This is a genomic window from Nostoc sp. (assembly GCF_036917515.1).
Lineage (GTDB): Bacteria > Cyanobacteriota > Cyanobacteriia > Cyanobacteriales > Nostocaceae > Nostoc.
On record NZ_JBALDE010000017.1, the window covers coordinates 1 to 24,072 of the forward strand.

Here is a 24,072-nt window from a genome sequence, read left to right on the forward strand (position 1 = left end):
TTACCCCTTAATGACCAAACCCCGCCACGAATTACGCAAGCAATTGCAAACTGCTTAACCCACAAGTGTTTCGGTTTTTCTTAGTGCCATTCCTTTATAAGTATTTATTCAGAAGTCGGGGATTTCGCAGCTAACCGAAACCGTTGAGAGGAACTATGAGTGCAATTGATACTACTTATTTGAGAGCAAGTAAAGAGGCGATCGCCTCTCCAACAGACTATTCCCAAAGCCCATTATCCCACGCTCTCTGGCAGTCAGTACTGCTAGTAGTCTGCCAAGGAAACTTTGCTAAGTTAAATGCTCGGATATAAACGTTGCATTTTCTGACGTGCATCTTTAGTCTTAAAACCCCAATAAACACTCGCTTTTTGTTGGTTACGTTGTTTCTCCCAAACGGCAATTTCAGAAGATAATGTTTCTGCATTACTGATGCGCCGTTCTAAACATTGGCGGGATAAAACGGATAGTTCAATCTCTACCTGATTTAACCAACTCGCGTGTTTTGGTGTATAATGAAACTCTTGTTTTTGGATAATTCGACGCGCTTCTTGTGGCTGAAAAACTTCATATAATGCACTTGGAGTGTGAATATTTAGGTTATCAACGACTAAACGAATTAGATCAGCATCTCGATAATCAACATCTACTAACTCTTTCAATTTTTTAGCAAAGTCTATCTTTGTACGTCGCTGTGTAACTTCGATATGTCGTCACCCTGCTAAAGGTTCAAAACAGGCAAATAAATTTACTGTGCCGTTGCGTTTATATTCATAATCATAACGCTCAGGCTGTTCTGGTTCTGGTGGCAAAGGTTTTCTAACTTCTTCTACTAATTGATATGGACGCTCATCAAAGCAGAGTACGGGACGTTTAGGATTATACAGCTCATTATATAAATCCAGCACATCTTCCATTCGGAAAATATATTCTACGTTAACTTCGGGAATACACCACTGTTCTTTTAACGACGGTTTGATTTCATTTTTTTTAGAGTCTGACACACTGTTTCATCTGAAATTGAGTCTACTATACCAATGCTCACTAGTGGTTTGCTAATAATTGCATTGTCCAACGCACTCTTCCAGTTGCTGGGTTATAACAAGCTGTTGCAATTAGGAATGCTTCTTGTTTTTCATCTAATTTTTTAGGTTTTGGTGGATGTGATTCGTCTTTTAAAGCAAAATCTAGTCCACCAATGACAAATTTTTCTTGCGTCCGTTGTACTGTCGCAACATGGACTCTAAATACATCAGCGATCGCCTGATCTGTTTCATCCTCAGAAGCTATCAAAGAATGTTTGCAAGGGTTACAGTTCTTGCCTTGTGCTTACCTTTCTTAATGATTGATTGTAGTTGATAATTTTCATCAGAAGTTAAGTCTACAATCTACTTTTTCGCCATGTTATACCCCTTTTTGGCTAGTTTACCAATTAGAGGTATTACTTAGCAAACTTAGCTTGGCAGACTACTAGTACAAATTTTTTAATTTATAGGTGATTTAATTGCACAGCGTATGAGAAAACGTTGAACGAAAGCAAGCAGGCAGAGGAGAAATATCTTACTCAGAATTCATCATTTCCAATTTACACTAATTACAATCTTTATGAATAGATGCAGCTTTTTCTTAACAGTTTTAGGTCCCCTGACTGTCTCTTCAACAAAAGTTAAATAAACTACTCGTCCATCCAAACGTCAAGGATTTTATCAATAAAAAATATCAACAAATAATTCTACCAGTTTTTTAGAGATTGTCCCTTAAACCGAAGAATTATTTTGATATTTGTGTCTATGGTCTTTTTACAGTTTATTTTCTCACTACTTAAATGTAGATTCCCATAAAAATACGTGCACTAAATTCTCGTCAAAGATAAAGAAATATTGATTAGATTTGAATACCACATCAAAAAGTGGTATCTTATGCAAGATATTACGGTAAATCAATCGGTTTAGTGTATTTTGCTCATTATCATTATAGATATGGCTGCTTAAACTCCTAAAAATTGATATCAAGGAGTCAATTGTGGTGAATTCTTTAAAAGAAGACCGCTTTCAGTACAAACAAAAATGTTCTGCCAGTATAATCTTTGCGATCGCAACGTTTTTTCTTGCATTAATAGCTTCTAGTTGTAGTCAACAAACAGCTATCAATGCCGCAGCTAACTCAGATTCTTCTTCAAAAACTCTCACTACCAAAACTACAGAGAAAAACAATGTGATTCGCTTGGGCTACCAAAAAGGCGGGATTATTCCCATTGCACGTCAACGAGGTGAGCTAGAACGTCAGTTAGCAACACAAAAGATTAAAGTCGAATGGAGTGGGCCATTTGACCGTTGCGCTACGCTCTTAAGTTCTCTCAATGGTAATCGAGCGGATATTGGCGGCTGTGGTGATATTCCTTCGATTTCTGGAATGGCTGCTGGACAACCTCTTTGCATTGGTTCTGTACAGCGTCCTAGCCCAGATTCTTTGAGTAGTGCCATCTTAGTTCGTGGTGATTCTCCCATTCGTAACCCGGCTGATTTAGCAGGTAAAAAAGTTGCTGTTAATCAAGGTGGTGCGGGCGAATATCTATTATTAAAAGTTTTGGAAAAAGAAAATATTCCTAAAGAAAAAGTCCAGCGAGTTTATTTATCACCGAATGACGCTGCACCTGCTCTATATCAAGGTTCTGTTGATGCGTGGGCAGTTTGGGAACCTTATATTTCCATTGCCCAATTAGAGCATAAAGCGCGAAGAATCACCACTACACATCCTGCTCCTACCTACGGCATTATAGTTGTTCGTAGTGATGCAGCTAAAGAAAATCCTGTAGCAGTGAAAGCTGCTCTCACTGCTTTGAGTGAGGATAGTGAATGGTTAAATCAACATACTAATGCTACATCAGATTTTTTAGTTAAAGAGTTAAAAGTCTCTGATGCGGTAGCCAAGCAGGTGACGAAAAATCGAGGCCCAGAGTCTTACGTATTTCCTAATACTGGGGATATCGCCAATCTTCAGAAAACAGCTGACTGGTTATTAAAGCAAAAAATTATTCCGCAACGAGTAGATATTGCTACAGCAGTGTGTCCTTTAGAAACTACTGCTGTTAGGTAGGAAAGATGACAAGAATATACCCAAAAATAACATGTCTATCAATTTGCAGCAAAATTTTTTCTTCTCTCTGGGTTGCTTGTTAGTAGCAACAACAGCTTGCTCAGAGGTTAAGTCTACCAGTCCAGCAAGGATCGCTGCTAATCCTGATCCATCCCAAATCGCACTATCAAATACAACTCAACTGCATGTTGCTAAATCTAAAGGTGGCTGGGACTTAAATTTAAAGTTAGCTAAACTAGATAATTTCCCTTATCAAACTCAATTTACTGAGTTTACTGGGGGTAATTTGATGGTACAGTCAATCAATGCTGGTGCGATTGACTTGGGTTCAGCTAGTGAAATTCCGCCGATTTTTGCGATTGAATCGAAAGCATCTGTAAAAATTATTGCCACTCTCAAAGGCCCGACGATTGGTCAAGTTGTACTCGTACCCAAGGACTCGACTGCCAAAACGATCGCTGACCTCAAAGGTAAAAAAGTAGGTTATGTTAAAGCCACGACTGCCCACTACTTCCTAATTAAGATGTTAGAAAAAGTCGGGCTGACGATGAAGGATATTAATGGAATTCCTTTATCGATACCCGATGGACTAGCTGCTTTTCGTAAAGGACAGCTTGATGCTTGGGCTACCTACGGTTATTCCATCCCCCAAGCCAAAAAAGAAGGGGCGCGGGTGCTGGAATCTGCAAAAGATATTTTGAGTGGTAACTTCGTAATTATTGCTGCACCTAATGCGATCACCGATCCTCAAAAGAAGGTTGCGATCGCTGATTTTCTCTGTCGTTTGCAAAAATCCCAAACTTGGCGGGAATCTCATCTTAAGAAGTGGTCGAAGAATTATGCAAAGACTATTGATGTTGATGAAGGCATCGTTTATCAAGATGCCCAGCAAGGACTACAACAGCGTCGCCAAGAATTACTTCCTGTTTCTGACGAAGCTATTGCTTCTCAGCAAAAGGTTGCTGATACCTTTTTTCAAGCGGGTGTAATTCCCAGAAAAGTTGATGTGAAACAACTTTGGGACAGTAGTTTTAATGAAGATATCGCCAAATGCCAATAATTGCAGCAAGAAGTAAAAAGCTAAATGTCAAAATCACCTTATTTTTAATAGGGGTAAAAATATGTTTCATGGAATAGAAAGAGAATTATTAAATGGAGTACCTTGGTTATTTGGGCAACAGTCCCAATTAACAGATCAGCAAGAACATGAAAACCGTGATATTTGGGAATTTCCACCACAAGAATCTGCTAATCGTGAGCGTGTTCTTAAGCAGGAGATAAAATGGTTTGGGATTTTCAGCAAACTAAAAACTTTTTCTTTAAAGGCGTAGGCGTAGCCCGCCGCAGGCATCGCCAATAAATAAAGATAAGCGTTATCAGCTACTCAAATTAATAGAAAATTTCAACTAATTTGCAATGTGCAGTACACCTTTACCGGGGTAGCTTCTTTGAAGTATTTGGGTGACATCAGCACCGCTTCGCTAACAGTCAGTAATTGCTTATTCGTAAAGCTTAATTTTAGATAAACTAATTATTAGTTTGTCATGATATTATGCTTTTTAGTATCACTAATCTCGATAAAATCTCATTTCATCCTCAAATACCGACATGACAACAACGACTGACCTCGATTTTGCCGCACGTGAGGCGTTGCGCCTACTCGGCCCCGATCCCGAAAACTGGGTGAGCGATCGCTCAGGCGTTGACCACAATGTGACGATAGTAGGCGGTAGTGGCAGTGGTAGCACCTTCGCATTTGCCCTGCGGCGTGCCGGCATTGGCCACGTGACAGTCATCGATGAGGCTCTTGACGAAGCTCATGCTGGCGTGTGGCTGACGCGGGCGCGGATGAAAAAGCTACGCACACCAAAAAACCTGCCAGGGCCAGAACTGGGCATTCCGGCGCTATCATTTCAAGCTTGGTACGAGGTGCGGCACGGTGTTGAGGCATACGCAGCGCTTGACCGCATTCCACGAGTAGTATGGGCTGAGTACCTCAGCTGGTATCGGCATTTTCTGGGTATTCCAGTTCGGTATCAGACGAAGTTGGTGCGGATTGAGCCGGACGCAGATTTCTTTCGTCTACACCTAGAAGTGAACGGTGTCGCCCAGGTAGAAACCACACGTAAAATTATCTTCGCCAACGGTGTAGCTGGCACTGGTGGTCCAAACATACCGCCTGTATTGGCATCTCTGCCACGCGGCTTATATGCACATACCGCCGATGAAATCGACTTCAGTGAACTGCGTGGCAAAACAGTAGCAGTGCTGGGTGCTGCGGCCTCAGCCTTTGATGCGGCAGGAGTGGCATTGGAATCAGGTGCTAAGGCAGTACACCTGTTCGTACGACGGCCAGCGATCGCATCTCTGCCAGTGAATCGCCTCCGAGGTTATCCTGGCGCTTACTATAACTATCCGCAACTACCTGATGCAGCTCGCTGGTTCCAAGCTTGGCGGTTTAATCAAGTTGGCTCTACACCACCACCAGATGCAATCGAGCGGGTAATAGCGTTCTCTAACTTCCACCTGCATCTATCCGCACCTTGGAAAGCCGCTCACAATCAGGGCAATTGCATCGTCGCTCAGGTAAATGATGATGTTTTCGAGTTCGATTTTGCGATCGCTGGTACTGGCTACTTTGTTGACCCGACAAAGCGGCCGGAACTCGCCGAATTTGCACATCATATCGCACTCTGGCGCGATCGCTATGAAGCCCCAGCCAAACAGCGTGACGATCAACTCAGCACCCACCCTTACCTTGGCAGCGCCCATGAATACCAAGAGAAAGTACCTGGCAATGCCCCCTACCTGAAAGACATCCATGTGTTCAATCCTGCTGGCTTCATCAGCTTCGGTCTGCCCATCGGCGACGTACCCAGCATCCGACGCGATGTGCCAGTAGTAGTGGCACGCATCAGCCATGACTTGTTCTTTGCTGACTGGTCATTACACGAGGCCCGGATCACTAGCGGCAACATTTCGCCGGACTTCGACACATTATTGTATGCAGATGCGGTATGGAAACAGCAACCCAAGGTGGCAGTCAGCTAAATCTGCGTAGCGTTTATAATTCACGCCTAATGTGAATTAAAATGGTCTGCACCCAGATGCAATCGCTATTTATAACTCTAAACCAACGTAATCTTTTCAATCGTACCGACTCTATTATTTTCGTACCAAATCACATCAAGCTTCTCCACTCTGCCGACGATCTCAAACAACTGTGCATTTAGCTCATCAACTACACGCTTGCACTCTTGGGGATTACGAGAGTTAGCAATTCCAATGTGGGGAATGAATGGGATGTCTTGACGTAACTCTTTAGTTAGCATTTCTGTATATAAGCGATCGTGCAGCTTAACGATGTTGCTATAACCTTCGTCAGGCACTAGGAATACGTGCGTATACTGGCTGAAAACATCATTGCTCAAGACGGCACACCGAATAACAAAGTCAAAAGCTTGGATTTGTTGCGTTACCTGCCGCACATGGTTAATGAATGGTGCTTCTAAAAAATTGAAAGCAGGAAACACCAAGGTAAAGTGAGGATCAATAACTTGTAAATACAGTTCATCATGCTGCTTTCGCACACTCTGAATCCAGGCGAAGTCAAAAGCAGAAATCGTCGGATAGTTCACAACCAATAAACTTCGCACTATTTTTGATTACAATCACGAACATCTATTCAGGATGATACTTCAAGGAATGTCTTGCACCTGCCACAATCCCAAGCTCTTGTCTTTTTCTAAGATTAAATGTAGTTCAGAACACAAATATCTGGGACTTTTTACTTTTGAAGAAGGAATTAAAATTGGAGCATCCTGTTAGAATAAAGGTGAGTAGGATTACAGCTTAAAGATTATGTGTATGCAGAGAAACGTATTGTAATTGGTAATTCATCACTTTCATAAATATTGTTGAAGAAAAGCATTCACTTCATCAGCACATAACCCGACATGAACCGTTTTTCCTGCTTCTTTGAGAATATCTAATCCTTTACCGTTATTGCGAGGATCCGGATCAACTATCGAGACATAGATTTCCTGAATGCGTGGATCTTTAGCGATCGCCAAAGCACAAGAGGGTGTGCGTCCCTGAAAAGAACAAGGTTCAAGAGTAACGTACATTTGCAAAAAGTGCAAATCTTGACCTTGAATGTGGGTTAGTGCATCAGCCTCAGCATGATGTTTTCCGGGGGAACGCGTATATCCTGCTGCTACTATCTTGCCAGAATGGACGATTACACAACCTACTGGTGGGTTAGGTAAGCATTCTGGTAAAGCTTTTCTGCTTTGAGCTAAAGCAGCTAACATAAATTTATCGTCCATATTCTTGGATCTTTAAACCTTATAAAAAGCTAGAGGGTAAATAACTTTTCCTCGATATTTTACCTGATAACCTTGTAGTGGTTTAATTATAAACACATCTTCGGTAACTGAAAAAGACTTTCAATTCCACAGATAAGAAGTTGCGCTCTTGATGTTTTTTGATTCTATATAACCGAATCGAAACAACGTTACACACTGGCTAGAGTAAATTTTCAAATATCAAATTATTCCTCTTGTAAGGAGAGTTCCGACTGCTGAATAAAATTCGGTACTGTTTGGTAAAAATCAACTATACAGTTTAGTTTGGCTTAATGCCAGCTTCTATAACATTAACTCTGATAGTTCCTGAGCTTGCCGAAGTGCGAGCTGCGCCTAGGCAACTGGTAATGATTGCCAGTCCCAAAATTACGGACTAAACCCTCATTCGTTCTTAAAAGGGAACTCTTAACGGGCACCAGGTGAAGCAGGTGCTAACAGCGGGTCTCCCGACTTGTTCGCTTTTAACGTTCCCGTAGGGTAGCAACTGCACCAAGCCGTTGGCGCAGCCTCTCGTAGAGAAGGGTATCAGTGTCTCAATTTTGAATCTAGCTGCAAAAATACAGGAAATTGTTAAATAGCAATAAATACTACGGTAAATTTATCGGAATAGTGTATGATACTCTCAGTTCTACTCCCAGCACAGGAATGTTGCTATCAGAATATTGGCAAAATTCCAAAGGAAACAGGCGAGTGTAAACACCACCCTACAGATCAAACTCTGGAGAATCTACATGGGTTACAAACATATAGAAGTTAAACAAGTTGCTGGTTTCATCGGTGCCGAAATCGGTAGCGTAGACCTTTCCCGTCCTCTTTCTGACGAGCAAGTCCAAGAAATCCGTAAAGCGTTATTGAAATGGAAAGTTGTGTTTTTTCGTGGTCAGAACATTGATCATGCTGCCCAAATTGAATTCACATCTCGTTTCGGTGAAGTAACTTTCGCGCATCCACTCGGAGAGCCTGAACCAGTCCCGGGATTCCCACAGATTAAACCCGTAGATCGTAAGCTCTATGAGAAGCAGTACGGTTTTCGCACTGGTGGTCCTTGGCATACAGATGTAACGGCAGCTATTAACCCACCAGCAGGGTCAATTTTACGTGCGGTTAATGTCCCCAGCTTCGGTGGTGACACTCAGTGGAGCAATCTAGTTGCGGCTTATGAGGGATTGTCAGCACCCCTACGGGCGCTAGCAGACACATTGAAAGCTGAACATCGCTTTAATGGGGGCGGGTATCAGCCCCGCAACGGCAAATTCGACGAGCGCATTGCTGTCAATCCACTAGTCTCAATCCACCCAGTAGTCAGGGTTCATCCTGAGACTGGTGAACGTGCGTTGTTCGTGAACCCTGGCTTCACCTCGCACATTATTGACGTGTCACCACAAGAGAGCAAACTGTTACTTGAGTTGTTCTTCAACCAAATCACCAAGCCTACCTACACCACCCGTTTCCGTTGGAACAATGGTGATATCGCGTTCTGGGATAACCGCGCTACTGTACATTTAGCTCCTCAAGATTTAGATCATTTGGATGTCGAGCGTCTGTTATATCGCACCACCATTACTGGTGATGTTCCAGTTGGAGTTGATGGTTTCCGCTCCCAAGTGGTTCAAGGTGAGGTGTTCAACGCAGAAGTACCAACTGTCTTCAAGCAGAAAGCTGAGTCTAAGGAACCACAACCAGTGCTTTCATAAATCTGAGTTCTGTTAGCTTTTTTCTCTACGAGAGGCTGTCTCTTGAATTCCCCCTTAAAAAGGGGGAATAAGGCGGTAATGATATCTTTTGCCGAGCATAGAGATGTATATATCGCAGTTTTTCAAGGAGAAAATGAAAGTTTAAGTCCTTCTTTTTAAGGAGACTTTAAAAGTATCTCCCTTTTCTCTATAAAAACTTTTCAAACATTTTTTTAGAGAGAAAAAAGAGATAGTCAAGTACTACCTAAACTTTTGCCTAAAGGTATTAACATTAATATCAAGTAACCAGTTATGAGAAAAGTGCAAATTGGCAAATATTCAATATCCAGACGTGATTTACTCTACGCTTTCTATGGATTAGTTTCTTTTACGACTTTAGCCAGTTGTGGTACAAACAAGACCAGTATCGGCAATAGCAGTGCAAGTAACACTAATATTAAGGGCAGTAGTAGTACTAAAGTTGTTCGGCTTGGCTACCAAGTTTCAGGGGATCTAACTCATGAAAAAGGCGTAATTGAAAAACGTTTAGCTCCTCAAGGAATAGGTGTTACTTGGTCTCAATTTGTGTCCGGGCCACCGCTCTTAGAAGCCTTAAATGTAGGTAGTATCGATATGGGGCCAACCGGTGAAACACCGCCAATTTTTGCCCAGGCTGCTGGTACTAATTTGATCTATGTAGTTAACACCCCACCAGGTACTGGAGAAGGTTCTGCAATTATCGTGTTAAAGGATTCTCCTATCAAAACATTGGCAGATATTAAAGGGAAAAAAGTTGCTTATTCTAGAGGTACAGCTCAGACCTTTTTTGTAGTGAAAGCTTTGGAACAGGCCGGGCTGACAATTAGTGATATTCAATCAGTAAACTTAACTATTGCGGATGGGCGTGCAGCATTTCTCAACAAGACGGTTGATGCTTTTGTAGAAGGCGATCCGAATCTGATTAAGCTCCAGCGCGAAGGTAGTATCCGTATTTTGCGAAACGCACAAGGAATTAATACACCAGGGAGTTATTACTTGGCTTCACGAGATTTTGCCACTAATAATGCTGACCTCCTGAAAGCAATTTTGTCAGAGTACTATCAGATTGGGCAGTGGGCAAATAAAAATAGGCGCGCAGCTGCCGAAATCCTTGCCCCAAAGGTCAAGACTGACGTGGATACTATGGAGTTAACGCTGGCGAGAAGAAAGTATGACATGAGACCGATCAGTGAGGAAGTGATTAATGCTCAACAAAAGGTTGCGGATCTTCTATATCAACTGAAAGTCGTGCCGAAACTAGTCGATATTCGAGGAGCAACTCTAACCGCCCAACAGTATGCAGCAATTATACCGGATGCCGTTAGGAATAAGGCTTAACCTTTGAATCGGCAAGCTTGCTACAAAATCAGACGCGATGCCTGCGGCGGTAAACTACGCAATTATCCTATACTTATTAGTTAAGCTAAATATTAGTTACGCTAATGAAAATTTGGAATAGACAGCTAGGCGATCGCGTAAGTAATATCATTTACCAATATTTACCCGCCTTTCGCTGGCGTAATTTTCGCCTGTTTTTTGGGGGACAGTTATTATCAATGTCTGGGACATTTATGACCCAGCAGTTAACTATTCCTTGGCTGGTATACGATTTAACTAAATCGGCTTGGTTGTTGGGAGTTGCAGGCTTTGTACAATTTTTACCTACGTTATTAGTGATTCCGTTTTCGGGCGTATTGTCCGATCGCTGGAGTCGTCGTGATTTATTAATGCTAGTGCAGATATTGGGAATTAGCGTTTCCCTGGCATTAACAATTCTTACCTTTAGGAATTCGATGACGTTTCCCATCCTATTGGTACTGAGTGTTCTCAATGGTTTTCTCAAGGGATTAGATATGCCCGTGCGTCATACAATCGTCACCGAAACCGTAGATGATCGCGCCGATTGGAGTAACGCGATCGCCTTGAATTCAGTGATGTTAAGTTCCTCGCTGGTATTGGGGCCGGCTATGGGCGGGATTTTGATTGCGACGCTAGGGGTGAAATATTGTTTTCTCTACGATACCCTCAGCTATATCCCTGCCATCTTTACCTTGCTAGCAATGCGGCTGAAAGTCAGACCCATGTTGACCCTAACGAGCTTGAGCGATACTTTACAAAAATTGCGAGAGGGCTTTGAATATGTCTCCAAATTCCAGCCGATTAGAGCAATTTTATTAATACTGGCGTTACAAGGTTTAGTCGGAATGTCTCATGTCGCGCTTATGCCCGTCTTCGCCGCTAAGATTTTAAATGGGGATGCAACTACGATGGCTCACCTCAGCACCTCAGCGCCCATTGGCTCGTTGTTTGCTTGTTTGTATCTAAGTGTTAGGCGAGGGATTGCGGGCTTAGAACGTTTGATTGTAGTCGCTCAAGTCTTGATCGGGATAAGTCTGATCTCCTTCTCACTATCACGTCAAGTTGGATTATCCATAATCATACTGGTGTTTACAGGCTGCTTTTCCATCCTTCTGATTACCAGTAGTAATATGATTATCCAAACCCTAGTTGCTGAGGATAAGCGCGGACGGGTGATGAGTTTTTATGCCCTAGCAATGGTGGGTATGATACCCTTTGGAAATCTGTTAGCTGGAACTTTGGCACATAATTTTGGTGCGACTAATGCCTTGATCGTCTGTGGCAGTCTAAATATCTTAGGTGCGCTATGGTTCTCTACACAATTGCCAGCAGTGAGCCGTTGGATTGATCGTCGCTAAACAAGTTGCTTCTCTTTGGTAAAGTGCAATTAAGGAAGGAACGATGCGATTTTGTGAGATGCCTTGTTTCGTTTGGGCAGGGGGCAGGGAGCTTTCTAGCAGGGGGATTAGAAATTAGAAATTAGCGTTTTATGAGCTAAGGAGATGGATTGTTGATTATGGTTACTAGAATGCCTAAAACTCAGTTGTAAACTCCATAAAGCTTTCTACCTGTATCAACATTTAAATAACTACATTTGACAGCAAATTTAAGCCAAGTCTGAGTTTCTACTGCAACAGAAGCTTCTGAATCATTCAATTTTGCAATAAAAGCAGTTTCATAACGACGTTTTCTCCAAGATCCAGCCAAATTTGCACAAAATTTTTGATTTCCTAATTTTCTGTTCCCTATTTCTCATTTATATGCAATTATTAATCTTATAGTCATTAACTCCGGCAACTCGATTGGTATATAGTAATTTAAATCCTAGCTGTTGCAAATTAATGCTCATAGCTTTGCAATACTTTAGGCAGATCAAGTGTACGAGAAAAGTGCAAAGCCTTTGGTAACAACATTCTACTGATTCATTAAAAATTAGCTAACACTACAGCCTCTGAGGACGCACCGATGAAGCCAATTGCACCTCCCAACGGCTGTAGAAATGTCACAACGTTATTAAGTATTCCAATAAAAGTAGAGCAGACAGTATGATCAAATATGTAAATCTTGGCAAAACTGGACTCAAAGTATCGCGTGTCACCCTCGGCACGATGATTTATGGCTCCCGTAAATTGCGCCAATGGGTATTAGAAGAAGAAGAAAGTCGCCCATTTATAAAACTGGCTTTGGAATTGGGGATTAACTTCTTTGATACCGCCGATGTCTATTCCTTGGGCGCAAGTGAAGAAATTGTCGGGCGAGCGCTCAAAGACTTTGCAAACAGAGATCAGGTTGTTATTGCTACCAAAGTACATGGTAAAGTCGGTGATAGTCCAAATGATCGAGGACTATCTCGCAAACATATTTTTGATAGCATTGATGCTTCTTTGCGGCGACTACAGAGCGATTATGTAGACTTATACCAAATTCACCGTTGGGACTATGAGACACCAATCGAAGAAACCCTAGAAGCACTTCATGATCTTGTGAAAGCAGGTAAAGTCCGTTACTTAGGGATTTCTAGTGTTTACGCATGGCAGTTTGCCAAGGCCCTTTATACAGCAGACATTCACGGCTGGACTCGCTTTGTATCAATTCAAAATCACTACAACCTAGTCTATCGAGAAGAAGAACGAGAAGTGATACCTCTAGCCCAAGATCAAGGGATTGGTATTATTCCTTGGAGTCCCCTGGCGCGGGGCTTTTTGGCAGGGAATCGCAGCAAGTCAGACTATGGCCAAACACTACGTGCAAAAACTGACGAATTCGCTCACAATCTCTACTATCAAGATTCAGATTTTCAAGTAGTTGAGCGTGTAGTTGAATTAGCTACAAAACGAGGGGTTAAACCCACACAAATTGCCCTAGCTTGGCTATTACATCAACCAGGTGTAACATCTCCCATAATAGGCGCTAGCAAGATCGAACATCTCAAAGAGGCTGTTGAGGCGGTGGATTTAGAACTGTCTGATCAAGAGCGCAAATTCTTAGAAGAACCTTACACACCCCATCCCATCTTAGGGCATGAGTACCCTTTTGGAAATCGCCCATAGAGTGACTAAGTACTTGGCCAACCCTTGCATTGCAATGTGCAGCGTCGTTTTTCTGTCTTGTTCAGTCAGGGTAAGCATATTTAGGTGGTCGCTGTTAGGAACTGGTTCGTAGTGTTCGGTAGCTGACTTTTCACGGGATGTGGAAAAGAAAGAGTGGTTCGCGCAAGTTACTGGCGAACCAATTATGATTTGTTGTTGTGTTTAGAAGTTTCTTGAACTAAATCTTTCAAACTCTGTTTTAGAGTTTCAATCGAACGGTCTAAAGCTTCAATTTTAGCCCTGGCAGTAATTTGTTCAATGGCATCCAGGTAAGCTGGACTACCAGGCTTACCAAAGTGCTTGTAGCGCGACAGCTTACCATGTTTTTTTGTTGGAAATATCAGTGATGTATCCTGTAGTTTTTAATACTATAACTTATGGCGAATATCTCTTGAATAAAGTCTCCAAAGTATTTCCAGAACTACGTCAAAAAGTGCTTGAAAGTGCTGAATAAAAACCTACTCTCCAAACACCCAAATTAACTTTGATAAGGACGTGGCAGTTGACGCAGCTTATGAGCCGTATCCAATTCACTATTGTTTTTTCTACCATATCCCCAACCCAAGAGACGACGATATTCACCCATGATGTCACTTTCAATTAAATCATCCTCATTGACTGCAACATTAGTATGAGATTGGGGCGCAACATAGAGTGCATCCACAGGGCAATAAGCCTCACACATGAAACAAGTTTGACAGTCTTCCTTGCGGGCGATCGCTGGTGGCTGGTTGGGTACGGAGTCAAAGACATTGGTAGGACAGACTTGGACGCACAAATTGCAATTGATACAGAGTTTATGGCTGACAAGCTCGATCATGACATGCTCCTGCTACAACTTTGATACAGAGGATGTGGTTTGAGTGGTTTGTACTGGTGGTGTAGCGATTGCATCTGTAATCCAATCACGCCTCACCCAAAGCTTATCCAAGCCTCCTGTTGCTTGGTAATAACACTGGTTTGGATCGGTTTCGGGATAGTCTACACGAATATGTTCGCTGCGCGTTTCCGTGCGATGTAAAGCGCTAAAATATGCCCATCGCGCTACAGAGGTCAGAGCAGCTGCTCGACGAGAAAATTCTACATCGCGCACTGTATCTTGTTTTGGGTTCCCTTGTACTTGCTGCCACAGCGTTTCTAATTTAGCGAGAGAATCCAAAAGTCCCTGCTCAGAACGCAAGTAATTCTTCTCCAACGGGAACATCTGGGCTTGTACACCGCGCACGATCGCCTCACTATCGAATGTTTCAGAAGTGGGTGAGGGTGACGATGGGCTACGCCCCGCCAAAGGCGATGGCGTTCCGCCCAGCGTAGCTGATCGCAATCCCACTTGACCAGCAGGACGCGTAACCCGTTCATTTGCATGAGCGCCCAGACTCTTAGCAAAGTCCGCTGCTCCAACTCCTGCCCATTGCCCTGTGGAAATTGCCCAGGCAGCATTGGGGCCACCACCCCCAGAAGCTAAACCGGCTAAAAACTCCCGCGATGCAGCATCACCGGCAGCGTAAAGACCAGGAACCTTTGTAGCGCAATTATCATTCACAATCCGAATCCCACCTGTACCACGGACTGTACCCTCTAAAACAAGTGTCACAGGCACTCGTTCTGTATAGGGGTCAATACCAGCTTTTGTATAGGGTAGAAAAGCGATGAAATGAGACTTTTCAACCACTGCTTTAACTTCAGGCGTGGCTCGATCCAAACGAGCATAAACAGGGCCTTTCAAGAGGGCATTAGGGAGAAACGATGGATCGCGACGACCATTGATATAGCCACCCAGGTCATTGCCTGCTTCATCCGTATAACTAGCCCAGCCAAAAGGAACACCCCTTGTCACTGTGGCATTGAAAGCCGTCGAAATGGCATAGTGATTAGAAGCTTCCATACTAGAAAGTTCCCCACCAGCTTCCACTGCCATCAACAGTCCATCACCTGTATTGGTATTGCAACCTAATGCTTTACTCAAGAATGCACAACCGCCATTCGCTAAGACTACTGCACCAGCACGAACGGTATAAGTACGATGATGCTGCCTTTGTACACCTCTTGCTCCAGCTACTGAGCCGTCGTCAGCCAATAAAAGCTCTAAAGCCGGACTTTGATCAAAAATCTGCACACCAACACGCAGAAGGTTTTTGCGAAGTACCCGCATATATTCAGGGCCATAATAACTCTGACGCACAGATTCCCCATCTTCTTTGGGGAAACGATAGCCCCAACTTTCCACTAGGGGCAAACTCAACCAAGTTTTTTCGATAACACGCTCGATCCAACGTGAGTTAGCGAGGTTTTTTCCTATGCGATAACGCTCCGATAAAACTTTGTCCCAATTCTCTGGAGAAGGAGCCATGATGCCATTGCCACTAGCTGCCGCCGCACCACTCGTACCCAGAAAACCTTTATCAACAATGATGACTTTGACTCCTTGGGATGCGGCTGCCCATGCTGCCCAAGCAGCGGCAGGGCCACCACCAATTACCAGTACATCAGCAGTTAATTGTAGTTCATTTTCACTATGGACTGCTAGCAATTCCCTTTCCTCAATAAAGTTTCTACAGTACGGCAGAATCCAAAAGTCAGAATTCAGAAGCGCTCCGATTTTTCGCTGCGTCTGTGCATAAGGCAAATTCATTCATACATTCAGCAACACACACAAAATTAATAAACAGAAGTCAACAATTTATCGATTGCAGCCCGAAACGCCGTTGCTGCACCAGCACTCATGTCACGGGGGGCGCAGATGCGATTTCTCAAATATGCGAAAGCGATCGCCCCCACAGCAGCGAAGATGAGATCAACACTGCTATTTTTACCACCAGTCCTTCCACCCGCTAAAGTTGCACCATTGCCATGAATGAGATAATCGGCTAGTTGTCGTAGGTGAAAATCAACAGCGTCCTTAACTGTGGTAAAATCACTATCTGCTGCTAAAGCTTGGACTCCAGAATTTCTGATAATATCTGCGATCGCAACTTCCCGATTATCACTCAATCTCTCAGCCGCTTCGGCGCGATATTGAATTTTCTCACTATCTGCCACATCCAGAGGTAAAGGATTTCCAATCGGTTCTACACCCCATCTGCGACGCAAAAGTAAATTGTTGGTGATATTATCCGACTTTACCCTGTAATAAGCAGGACGCTGATTAAGTGCGTCAAACCAAGCATTAATTCGAGGAAAGTGAGGATTTCCTTTGAGGTGATATCCCCGATATACAGGTAAATTAGCCGCCAATCTATCTAGATGGGGGCTATACAAAATGTCTACTAAGCTAAATGTACTGACAAAGTAGGGGCTGGGATATTTAGCCAAAGCTTGCTCAAGTTCATCTAACTTCGCCTCAAATGCTGCTTTTAAGTTTGCTAACTCATCAGCATCTACAGGTGCTTCTCTCAGGAATTTATAAGCAATCTCTCTAAAACCGTTAGTCTCAGCTTCTTCAACCAACTGCCTAGCAACAGCATTTTCCTCTGGATTTTCCGGCAATAATGCAGGACTAGGAAACCTTTCTTCTAAAGCCAAGAGAATATCTTTAGATTCATATACTAAATTACCCTCAATTTTTGCTGCTGGGACAAGGGTTGTGGGAACTAGGTCAGTGTACCATTTAGGTTTATTACTTAAATCAATAAACTCCGTTGCAAAGGGAATTTCCTTTTCTTCCAGAGCAAACCAAACTCGTTCGCAGAAAGGACACCAAGAATTAGTATCTCGATAAAGCAAGACTGGTGGTTGTGTATTTGGGGGAAGTTTCTGTAAACTGCTGGGTATTGGTGCAGTAGAAGGAGATTGTCCTGTCCTCTTTACTCTACGCGCAAAGGTATTTTTTCTAGCAGTGTCTAAAACTTCTTCCCAAGTTGATACTGTGTTTTGAATAGACATTTTTTACCTCGCTTTACTAGGAATGCCGGAAAACACAAATAACTTTTGCTCTTTGGGTGCAGCCAAGTTTTCACCAAGGTATCGATGAAGTCCTACACCCATGTCTCCCGTAGCCGTAAGCTTGAAGTTCACTTCCTCAAATCCAGATGCACTTAAAATTTTCCGTACATTGTCAGAGTAAGTAATACCGTTGGAGTGTCCACGAGTCCAAATGACAAAAGCACCTGGTTTACTCAGAAAACTCAGGTTATCTAGTAAGCGATTGAGTTCAGCTTCCTCAGCCAGATTGCCAAAGACACCACACACAATCACGATATCTGCTGGTACTGCTCCTACATAGTTAGTGGCAAGAGTTGCATCACCATTGATAATCTCAATTTGCTTGGCTAAACCTAAAGACTCTATACTTGCTCGTCCACGCTCAACTAGATTTGAATTTATTTCAACCAGTCGTGCAGAAACATCCTTCGCACGGGGATGATTTTTTAAAGTTCCTAATAAATCTCGTCCATCACCCGCGCAAATGCTCACTATTCGGATAGCATTATCAGGTGAGGCATTCAAGCTATAAGCAATATATTCCTGCACGATTTCTAGACGCTGCTGCAATTTTGGCTCTGTATCGTATAGGTCGTGCCATTCATACCAATCTTTTGGCATAAGGAGTGATTCCCATTTGATGCACACTGTCTGTTTGCAAACTACGGTTAATATATCAAATAACTGTATTTTAAGGATGAAGGCAGAGTATCACAAACATTTATATAAAATCAAGCCTTATTCCGTATAACTGCCCTAAATATAGTGATTATACAGATTGCTTACGTATAATAAATAGTGAAATGTAAGTAGCTCAAAAGCTATCAGTGAGAGTAATGTCAGAAATAATCTAAGTTAAGTGATGAACCATGCCAAATGCTACATATATTGCTGAAAGACAGGTTGAATACTGGACAAGTCGGCAAATAAAGGAATTTCTTCTAAATGCTGGTCACGAAATTCGTGTTTATCCCATTGATCAACGAGTTGAGAGATATTTACCGTTTCTTGAGGTGGACGACGAACAGCATAAATTACGCCGTAGTGCTGTTATTCACTATCAAAATAAGCTTGTATGAGTTCTTCAAAATCGGTGCGGTTGTGTGTAATACTAATTTGCGATCGCAGCCGTAGCCGTAGTCAATTCATTACCATCATGAATAATCTCAAATTGAGTTATCCTCAAAAGATGAATGCAGCTGTACCTGCGAATGAATACTGTGGTGATTTTATCCCCCAAGAAAGCTTAGACTCAGCTACGAGTTCGGCAACAGATGAAGAATAGAAATAAAAAGTTATTTCGGCGATGCCTGCCGCAGGCTACGCCAACGCAAAAGTTATTTCGGCGAACTCAAAAGTTATTTTGGTGTGTCCATAACGCACCCTACGAAACTACTAGAAGAGTTGAAACCTATGCTGGTCATACTTGTGTGTACACCCTAGCCAATAATATCAGGGGGATAAAGGGGGGTCTATTCGACTTATGCAAGAGGTCTAATAAAATATATAGCTAATTAGGGGTAATGTCCTTGATTGCCAACAGAATGATTTGCGTATTGCTGAGTACAGGCATCTTCCCAGCATTGATTAGCATGATTTTGTGTCCAATTTGCCTAAAATCATGCTCGATCTCAAAATTTTGAAACTGGGTATTACTGGCAAGAATCTCTTCTAATAGTGATCGCAATTTAGGAATGTTCCATTCTCCATTGCCCAACTCAAAGATGAGATGCTGCTCGGTTTGGGCTGGCAAAACCTGAAACGTTTCATAAAAAGAAAGATTTGCAACCATCACTTGCAGGTCAAGATTCAGTACCAGCAGAGGCGATTCCACGGTTTCTACCATCGCTTTAGTATAATCTCTTACTTCTATCAACTGAGCGCGATTGCGTTTGAGATCATCAATATCAACCAATATTAGTACAGCGCCATCAATCTTATTGTCGATAGTTCGATAGGGGCGAATCCGTAAATCATACCAATGCCCATCTTCGTCTTGAACTTCCTGAGCTTTGAAGTTAAGAGTACGAATCACTTCTAAAATCTGTTGCTCTAAGTCAAGTATATTCAACTTGTGGGTAAGGTTGCTCAAGGGTCGCCCTACATCCGTTGAAATCAGGTTGAAGATGTTTTCGACTGCTGGAGTAAACTGCCGAATCTGCAAATCACTTCCTAGCATTAAGATTGGGATATTGATACTGGTGAGTAGATTCTGCAAATCATTGCTCACTTGAGTCATTTCCAGTGTGCGAAGGCGCAGCTCTCCATTGACTGTGTTCAGTTCTTCATTCGCTGCCTGAATTTCTTCTTTCGCCGTTTCCAGTTCCTCATTAGTACTTTGCAACTCTTCATTGCTCGATGAAATCTCTTCGTTGGCAGCTCTCAAGTCTTGGTTCATAGCTTGCTGCTCCTCAATAATCGTTTGCAGATGCTCTTTTGTCTTTGCCAGTTCCTACTTGAGCCGAGCATTATCAACCGCTTCTTTTGTCTTGCGCCGAGAGGGAGTTTTTTCATTTGTTGCGGCAGCGGCAGGCAAAGGCATGGGCAAAGCTTCTTCAAATAGAATTAAAAAACACTCTTGTGCAGCAGCTTGGAAGGGAATAACATTAATATTAATCTGCTGGATGCGCTCACTGTTTCTAATTTGTAAGCCTTGACGTTTGAGCGGCAACTTTTGCAGTTTTGCCTGAGAAATAGTAGTCTGTAGCTCTCGCCGCAATTCTTGTTTGACCATTTTCAGCAGGTTCAAGCTTGCCTGACCAGGAATCGGTTCCAGATAAGGACTGATATGTCCACGAAATTGCAGAATCTCCAGGTTAGTATCAACCACCAGCCCAGCAGGAGCATATTGATTCAACACGAGCCGATCTGCTTCTTTTTGCATTTCCAGATTACTTAGGGACTGGTCTGGCATAGGAAATAGAGGCGGGATAGTTACCGGAGAATAAGAACTGTTACTCTGATCCGCTTTCGTTGTCATACAGGACACGCCTATTCGCTTGATACCCTTTTAGCAGAGATAACAGAGGCGATTGAAGAAAGCCTCTGGGATGGCATCCGCACTATTGAAGCAAGTGAAATGTTGATGGTGTACACAGGTAAACATCTGCGCGAAATCAACGAAGATAAGGCGGCGAACCTGCTGTTGCAAAAAGCCGAGGAGGCAAAGAAGCGAGCTAATTTGGTTAGGCAAGCGGTGATGAACAATGAAATACTCAGCCAGGAGAATTTAAATCAACAAATCAAGCATTCTTGAATCAGTTATCAGTTATCAGTTATCAGTTATCAGTTATCAAGCGTATGGTGAGGTGTAACAGCGCACTAATGCTTACCACCAACTGGTGGGGGACTCAGACCTTCTTGATAAATACATTACTGTTGAATTGCTCTTACAGAATTTAATGAAGGTGGGAATGTCCCCTTCTGAAGTCAATAGTTCTTGAGAGTAAAAGTTTGCCAACAGCGACTGACTGCCGGAGTGAAGCTCTTAATTCTTGACTTTTGGCAATTGTTTGCTTAACCACAAGTTCTTGTTCAGCTAAATCAGTGAATTTGACTGTACTTAGAGTTTGGGTTTCCAACGTTTGCCGAACACTGATACTAGAAAGTTTCTGAACTTGGTGTGGGCTTTGGCAAGGTGTCGAGGAAGTCGCTGATAAGTTAGTTTTTGCCATCAGTCGTTCAAGTTGCTGTTGAAGCTTCTGAATTTGGCGGTCAATCTGTTTTAACTGCCGACCACGAGCGATCGCAGTTCTGTAATCCTCTAGTTGATCCTGTTTTAAGTGTTTAAGCGTCTTACCATTAAAGATTGCTTGACGGCTTCTGACTTGCCAATATTTGCGATCTGTTCGGGCATTGCCTCCTGGCTTGACTTGTACTAGCCAGCAGTCTTGTAGATACCAACCTTCACAAGTGATTTCTATTCGTTTGGTTTTGAGTAACTTTAGGGCAGATTGAAGTTTTTCTAGTGTGTGCATTCTCGATTCGTACGCAAAAAAGAATTAAAGAAGTCGGAAGTCGGAAGTACAGTTTTGTAACGGGGATGCGCGACCCCACCACGAAACTTGCAGCTTTTGTCAGTTGGGGACTTAAACCCACTCAATGTTGTTAAGTACAATCATAACATTGTAATTGCTTGATAAATAATGTATTATTAGAATTGCATACGAATCAAAAGGTAGAAACTCATAAAAGCAAGCTCGGTGATGAAAGCCCTCTGGGCTTTCATCACCGAAATTTTGAAGTTGAGCAAAAATATATTTGCTCTGGTGAAGTAGCGCTCTAATAGCTGGTTTCCAAGCCACTTGATAAAGAAGTCAGAGCGTCGGCTGACGGCAATGGCTTCTCCTACAAAGACGCGATCGCGACGACGAACTAAACTTCTCTCGAAGCTTGGATGCCTGTCTTGAAAAGTGACGCTTCTAAAAATGGAAAGTTCTGAGTGCTGGCTGACGGCGCTCAGAATTTTCTGCTATGTCGCTAACGAAGGCAGAGGTCTTTGAGCTATCCTAATCAAACACTTACAGAGTTAGAGAATTAGTAGTACTTTTGCAACCACGTCATAGCGAATCTTTTAAAGCAGTTTTGACAGTGCAGATACTGTTGGCAAATTAATTTTATGAATATAGATAACTTTAGTCAACAAATACAGAAATTGCGCTCATGGGTACAAGAACTATTGCAGCGCACTGAAACTGAACCGAATTTACAACAAGAGCTAATAATAGAAACTTTCGAGCCGCTCCAAATCGCAGTAGAAGAACTATTGGCTGTCTTTGAGCAGCTAAAAGTAACAACAGCGACAGCAGAGAAAGAGCGCCAGCGTTACCAAGAATTATTCGATTTGGCGCCGGATGCTTACTTGATAACTGATACCAAAGGCAAGATCCAAGAGGTTAACTATACAGCAGCAACCTTATTTTCTGTGCCCCAAATATATCTAATTGGTAAACCACTAATTCTCTTTATTGTTCAACAAAATCGTCAGACCTTTATCTCTAATTTAAACAATTTGCAACAGCTAGATGACTGGGAAATTTATCTAAAGCCACGGTTTGGTACGCCCTTCCCTACTAGTATTAAGGCATCTCCAATCTTCGACTCGCAAGAAAAGCCAATTGGCTGGCGTTGGTTGCTACGTAATATCAGCAAACGCAAACAAGCTGAAGAACAAGTGGCGCACCTTGCGTTTCACGATGCACTGACGGGACTGCCAAACCGCGCTTTATTTATGAACCGCCTAAGACAGGCAGTCGATTATTCAAAACGGCGTTCAGATTATCTATTTGCTGTCCTGTTTCTAGACTTAGATCGCTTCAAGTTGATCAACGACAGCCTGGGACACATATTTGGAGATCAAGTACTGCTTGCTGTTGCTCAAAGGCTTCAAGAATGCTTGCGCTTTATAGATATAGCTGCACGGCTAGGAGGAGATGAGTTTATCGTCTTGCTGGAGGAAATTAAAGATGTCAAACAAGTGGTAGCCGTTGCTGAACGGATACAACAGAAACTGGCACAGATAGTAGTTCTAGACGGGCAAGAAGTGTTTATTACAGCCAGTATTGGCATTGTCTTAAGCATGACAGGTTGTAAACAACCAGAAGACTTCTTGCGTAACGCTGATATTGCGATGTACCGAGCTAAGACACAAGGCAGGGCACGCTATGAGATTTTTAACACTGAGATGCATATTCAAGCAATGGCACACTTGCAGTTGGTTAACGATCTGCGCCGAGCTATTGACCGTCAAGAGTTTCGGATTCACTATCAACCGATAATGTCACTGATCAGCGGCAGGATAGTTGGTTTGGAAGCGCTTGTACGCTGGCTCCATCCCGAACTGGGCATTATTTTACCACAGCAGTTCATGCCAACCGCGCAAGAAGCTGGGCTGGGTATAGAGATTGATATGTGGGTACTGCGTGAGGCATGTCGTCAGACACAGCAGTGGCAAGAGCGATTCTCCCGGTGGAAGCATCTAGGTGAGCGCCCCTTGTCCATTAGCGTCAACCTTTGTACTTTGAGTTTCAATCAACAGAATTTGCTGTCGCAACTAAATCAAGTCCTACAAGAGACTGGACTTTCTGCACAAAGTTTGATAATAGAGATTACAGAAAACGTAATTACAGAAAACAACGAGCAAGCCATCATCAAGCTAGAGCAACTGAGAAATTTAGGAATTCGGTTGGCAATTGACGACTTCGGTACGGGCTATTCCTCATTAAGTCGTCTTCAGCGCTTTCCAATTAATCAGTTGAAGAGCGATCGCTCCTTCATTAGTACGAACAGTGATGATCAAGGGAATTTAGATATTATCGAGATAATTGTAACTCTGTCGAAAAAACTAGCTGTAGATTTGACTGTAGAAGGGGTGGAAACGGCACAACAGCTAGCATTCCTCAGAGCTATCAAATGTGAATATGCACAGGGATATTTTTTCTCTAAGCCCTTGGACTGTAATGCAACAGAAGCTTTAATTGTGGCAAATCCTCGGTGGTAAAGGTTTATGACTGTTACCAAGTCGGTTAGCCT

Annotated in this window: 22 protein-coding genes and 2 pseudogenes; 13 read left to right on the forward strand and 11 right to left on the reverse strand. The window is 42.7% G+C overall.

What is annotated here, in order from left to right:
• Window positions 1–155: 155 nt before the first annotated feature.
• Window positions 156–311 carry a hypothetical protein gene (locus tag V7K89_RS01595; RefSeq protein ID WP_335184001.1) on the forward strand — a complete coding sequence of 52 codons (156 nt, stop codon included), beginning with the start codon at window positions 156–158 and terminating at the stop codon, window positions 309–311.
• On the opposite strand, the pseudogene V7K89_RS01600 reads toward V7K89_RS01595, so the two are convergent.
• Window positions 294–1,385: pseudogene (locus V7K89_RS01600) on the reverse strand (IS630 family transposase). The gene V7K89_RS01595 and the pseudogene V7K89_RS01600 overlap by 18 nt on opposite strands.
• A gap of 634 nt (window positions 1,386–2,019) precedes the next feature.
• Here V7K89_RS01600 and V7K89_RS01605 point away from each other — a divergent pair.
• The 4 genes from V7K89_RS01605 to V7K89_RS01620 all read left to right on the forward strand — a co-directional run bounded on the left by V7K89_RS01605 (window position 2,020) and on the right by V7K89_RS01620 (window position 6,144).
• Entirely contained in the window at window positions 2,020–3,093 is a 1,074-nt protein-coding gene (locus V7K89_RS01605) for an aliphatic sulfonate ABC transporter substrate-binding protein (RefSeq protein WP_335184002.1), read from the forward strand.
• A gap of 31 nt (window positions 3,094–3,124) precedes the next feature.
• The gene (locus tag V7K89_RS01610; protein WP_335184003.1) at window positions 3,125–4,153 is read left to right on the forward strand and encodes an ABC transporter substrate-binding protein; all 1,029 of its coding nucleotides are present in this window, start codon (window positions 3,125–3,127) and stop codon (window positions 4,151–4,153) included.
• A gap of 61 nt (window positions 4,154–4,214) precedes the next feature.
• The gene (locus V7K89_RS01615) at window positions 4,215–4,424 is read left to right on the forward strand and encodes a hypothetical protein (protein WP_335184004.1); all 210 of its coding nucleotides are present in this window, start codon (window positions 4,215–4,217) and stop codon (window positions 4,422–4,424) included.
• Window positions 4,425–4,701: 277 nt separating this feature from the next.
• Window positions 4,702–6,144, forward strand: a complete 1,443-nt coding sequence (locus V7K89_RS01620) for an NAD(P)-binding domain-containing protein (RefSeq protein ID WP_335184005.1) — start codon at window positions 4,702–4,704, stop codon at window positions 6,142–6,144.
• 77 nt (window positions 6,145–6,221) lie between these two features.
• Here the strand turns inward: V7K89_RS01620 and V7K89_RS01625 are convergent, their stop codons facing one another.
• Together V7K89_RS01625 and V7K89_RS01630 are read right to left on the reverse strand one after the other, a co-directional pair.
• A complete protein-coding gene (locus tag V7K89_RS01625) occupies window positions 6,222–6,749 on the reverse strand; it encodes a 2'-5' RNA ligase family protein (RefSeq protein WP_335184006.1) in 528 nt (175 codons plus the stop codon).
• A gap of 249 nt (window positions 6,750–6,998) precedes the next feature.
• Window positions 6,999–7,421 carry a bifunctional diaminohydroxyphosphoribosylaminopyrimidine deaminase/5-amino-6-(5-phosphoribosylamino)uracil reductase RibD gene (locus tag V7K89_RS01630; protein WP_335184007.1) on the reverse strand — a complete coding sequence of 141 codons (423 nt, stop codon included), beginning with the start codon at window positions 7,419–7,421 and terminating at the stop codon, window positions 6,999–7,001.
• Between the two features lie 770 nt (window positions 7,422–8,191).
• On the opposite strand from V7K89_RS01630, the gene V7K89_RS01635 reads away from it, so the two are divergent.
• The 3 genes from V7K89_RS01635 to V7K89_RS01645 all read left to right on the forward strand — a co-directional run bounded on the left by V7K89_RS01635 (window position 8,192) and on the right by V7K89_RS01645 (window position 11,889).
• A complete protein-coding gene (locus V7K89_RS01635) occupies window positions 8,192–9,154 on the forward strand; it encodes a TauD/TfdA dioxygenase family protein (RefSeq protein ID WP_335184008.1) in 963 nt (320 codons plus the stop codon).
• Between the two features lie 291 nt (window positions 9,155–9,445).
• On the forward strand, window positions 9,446–10,510 hold the full coding sequence (locus V7K89_RS01640; RefSeq protein ID WP_335184009.1) for an aliphatic sulfonate ABC transporter substrate-binding protein: 1,065 nt from the start codon (window positions 9,446–9,448) through the stop codon (window positions 10,508–10,510).
• Window positions 10,511–10,614: 104 nt separating this feature from the next.
• Window positions 10,615–11,889 carry an MFS transporter gene (locus tag V7K89_RS01645; protein ID WP_335184010.1) on the forward strand — a complete coding sequence of 425 codons (1,275 nt, stop codon included), beginning with the start codon at window positions 10,615–10,617 and terminating at the stop codon, window positions 11,887–11,889.
• Between the two features lie 181 nt (window positions 11,890–12,070).
• Here V7K89_RS01645 and V7K89_RS01650 read toward each other — a convergent pair.
• Window positions 12,071–12,259 (reverse strand): annotated as a pseudogene (locus V7K89_RS01650) (four helix bundle protein); the annotation flags it as partial.
• A gap of 317 nt (window positions 12,260–12,576) precedes the next feature.
• On the opposite strand from V7K89_RS01650, the gene V7K89_RS01655 reads away from it, so the two are divergent.
• Window positions 12,577–13,581, forward strand: coding sequence for an aldo/keto reductase (locus V7K89_RS01655; RefSeq protein WP_335184011.1), 1,005 nt, complete (start codon window positions 12,577–12,579; stop codon window positions 13,579–13,581).
• Between the two features lie 517 nt (window positions 13,582–14,098).
• Here V7K89_RS01655 and V7K89_RS01660 read toward each other — a convergent pair.
• Genes V7K89_RS01660 through V7K89_RS01675 form a run of 4 tightly spaced genes read right to left on the reverse strand, consistent with a single transcriptional unit; the run spans window position 14,099 to window position 18,162 of the window.
• On the reverse strand, window positions 14,099–14,440 hold the full coding sequence (locus V7K89_RS01660) for a 4Fe-4S binding protein (protein ID WP_335184012.1): 342 nt from the start codon (window positions 14,438–14,440) through the stop codon (window positions 14,099–14,101).
• A 12-nt stretch (window positions 14,441–14,452) separates the two neighbouring features.
• A complete protein-coding gene (locus V7K89_RS01665) occupies window positions 14,453–16,252 on the reverse strand; it encodes an FAD-binding protein (RefSeq protein WP_335184013.1) in 1,800 nt (599 codons plus the stop codon).
• Window positions 16,253–16,278: 26 nt separating this feature from the next.
• Window positions 16,279–17,502, reverse strand: a complete 1,224-nt coding sequence (locus tag V7K89_RS01670; RefSeq protein ID WP_335184014.1) for a glutathione S-transferase family protein — start codon at window positions 17,500–17,502, stop codon at window positions 16,279–16,281.
• A gap of 3 nt (window positions 17,503–17,505) precedes the next feature.
• Window positions 17,506–18,162, reverse strand: a complete 657-nt coding sequence (locus V7K89_RS01675) for a class I SAM-dependent methyltransferase family protein (RefSeq protein WP_335184015.1) — start codon at window positions 18,160–18,162, stop codon at window positions 17,506–17,508.
• Between the two features lie 248 nt (window positions 18,163–18,410).
• On the opposite strand from V7K89_RS01675, the gene V7K89_RS01680 reads away from it, so the two are divergent.
• Both V7K89_RS01680 and V7K89_RS01685 read left to right on the forward strand, forming a co-directional pair.
• Window positions 18,411–18,620 (forward strand): hypothetical protein, encoded by a 210-nt coding sequence (locus V7K89_RS01680; protein ID WP_335184016.1) that lies wholly within the window; start codon window positions 18,411–18,413, stop codon window positions 18,618–18,620.
• Entirely contained in the window at window positions 18,617–18,826 is a 210-nt protein-coding gene (locus tag V7K89_RS01685) for a hypothetical protein (protein WP_335184017.1), read from the forward strand. Before V7K89_RS01680 ends, V7K89_RS01685 begins: the two co-directional genes overlap by 4 nt.
• A 225-nt stretch (window positions 18,827–19,051) precedes the next feature.
• Here V7K89_RS01685 and V7K89_RS01690 read toward each other — a convergent pair whose 3' ends face one another.
• On the reverse strand, window positions 19,052–19,939 hold the full coding sequence (locus V7K89_RS01690) for a PAS domain-containing protein (RefSeq protein WP_335184018.1): 888 nt from the start codon (window positions 19,937–19,939) through the stop codon (window positions 19,052–19,054).
• 54 nt (window positions 19,940–19,993) lie between these two features.
• Complete coding sequence (locus tag V7K89_RS01695; protein WP_335184019.1) at window positions 19,994–20,521, reverse strand: hypothetical protein; 528 nt, start codon at window positions 20,519–20,521, stop codon at window positions 19,994–19,996.
• A 99-nt stretch (window positions 20,522–20,620) separates the two neighbouring features.
• Here V7K89_RS01695 and V7K89_RS01700 point away from each other — a divergent pair, with 99 nt between their 5' ends.
• The gene (locus tag V7K89_RS01700; RefSeq protein WP_335184020.1) at window positions 20,621–20,797 is read left to right on the forward strand and encodes a hypothetical protein; all 177 of its coding nucleotides are present in this window, start codon (window positions 20,621–20,623) and stop codon (window positions 20,795–20,797) included.
• A 142-nt stretch (window positions 20,798–20,939) separates the two neighbouring features.
• Here V7K89_RS01700 and V7K89_RS01705 read toward each other — a convergent pair whose 3' ends face one another.
• On the reverse strand, window positions 20,940–21,518 hold the full coding sequence (locus tag V7K89_RS01705) for a hypothetical protein (RefSeq protein WP_335184021.1): 579 nt from the start codon (window positions 21,516–21,518) through the stop codon (window positions 20,940–20,942).
• A gap of 641 nt (window positions 21,519–22,159) precedes the next feature.
• Between V7K89_RS01705 and V7K89_RS01710 the strand changes: the two genes are divergently transcribed.
• The gene (locus V7K89_RS01710) at window positions 22,160–24,040 is read left to right on the forward strand and encodes a sensor domain-containing protein (protein ID WP_335184022.1); all 1,881 of its coding nucleotides are present in this window, start codon (window positions 22,160–22,162) and stop codon (window positions 24,038–24,040) included.
• The last annotated feature ends 32 nt before the right edge of the window (window positions 24,041–24,072 follow it).

Bases quoted from the DNA above. Each gene is read 5' to 3' on its own strand.
- V7K89_RS01640 (WP_335184009.1), top strand. From the start codon at position 9,446: ATGAGAAAAGTGCAAATTGGCAAATATTCAATATCCAGACGTGATTTA.
- V7K89_RS01595 (WP_335184001.1), top strand. From the start codon at position 156: ATGAGTGCAATTGATACTACTTATTTGAGAGCAAGTAAAGAGGCGATC.
- V7K89_RS01705 (WP_335184021.1), bottom strand. From the start codon at position 21,518: ATGCACACACTAGAAAAACTTCAATCTGCCCTAAAGTTACTCAAAACC.
- V7K89_RS01680 (WP_335184016.1), top strand. From the start codon at position 18,411: ATGCCAAATGCTACATATATTGCTGAAAGACAGGTTGAATACTGGACA.
- V7K89_RS01645 (WP_335184010.1), top strand. From the start codon at position 10,615: ATGAAAATTTGGAATAGACAGCTAGGCGATCGCGTAAGTAATATCATT.
- V7K89_RS01665 (WP_335184013.1), bottom strand. From the start codon at position 16,252: ATGAATTTGCCTTATGCACAGACGCAGCGAAAAATCGGAGCGCTTCTG.
- V7K89_RS01710 (WP_335184022.1), top strand. From the start codon at position 22,160: ATGAATATAGATAACTTTAGTCAACAAATACAGAAATTGCGCTCATGG.
- V7K89_RS01695 (WP_335184019.1), bottom strand. From the start codon at position 20,521: ATGACAACGAAAGCGGATCAGAGTAACAGTTCTTATTCTCCGGTAACT.
- V7K89_RS01670 (WP_335184014.1), bottom strand. From the start codon at position 17,502: ATGTCTATTCAAAACACAGTATCAACTTGGGAAGAAGTTTTAGACACT.
- V7K89_RS01615 (WP_335184004.1), top strand. From the start codon at position 4,215: ATGTTTCATGGAATAGAAAGAGAATTATTAAATGGAGTACCTTGGTTA.
- V7K89_RS01675 (WP_335184015.1), bottom strand. From the start codon at position 18,162: ATGCCAAAAGATTGGTATGAATGGCACGACCTATACGATACAGAGCCA.
- V7K89_RS01655 (WP_335184011.1), top strand. From the start codon at position 12,577: ATGATCAAATATGTAAATCTTGGCAAAACTGGACTCAAAGTATCGCGT.
- V7K89_RS01685 (WP_335184017.1), top strand. From the start codon at position 18,617: ATGAGTTCTTCAAAATCGGTGCGGTTGTGTGTAATACTAATTTGCGAT.
- V7K89_RS01700 (WP_335184020.1), top strand. From the start codon at position 20,621: ATGTTGATGGTGTACACAGGTAAACATCTGCGCGAAATCAACGAAGAT.
- V7K89_RS01610 (WP_335184003.1), top strand. From the start codon at position 3,125: ATGTCTATCAATTTGCAGCAAAATTTTTTCTTCTCTCTGGGTTGCTTG.
- V7K89_RS01690 (WP_335184018.1), bottom strand. From the start codon at position 19,939: ATGAACCAAGACTTGAGAGCTGCCAACGAAGAGATTTCATCGAGCAAT.
- V7K89_RS01630 (WP_335184007.1), bottom strand. From the start codon at position 7,421: ATGGACGATAAATTTATGTTAGCTGCTTTAGCTCAAAGCAGAAAAGCT.
- V7K89_RS01635 (WP_335184008.1), top strand. From the start codon at position 8,192: ATGGGTTACAAACATATAGAAGTTAAACAAGTTGCTGGTTTCATCGGT.
- V7K89_RS01660 (WP_335184012.1), bottom strand. From the start codon at position 14,440: ATGATCGAGCTTGTCAGCCATAAACTCTGTATCAATTGCAATTTGTGC.
- V7K89_RS01620 (WP_335184005.1), top strand. From the start codon at position 4,702: ATGACAACAACGACTGACCTCGATTTTGCCGCACGTGAGGCGTTGCGC.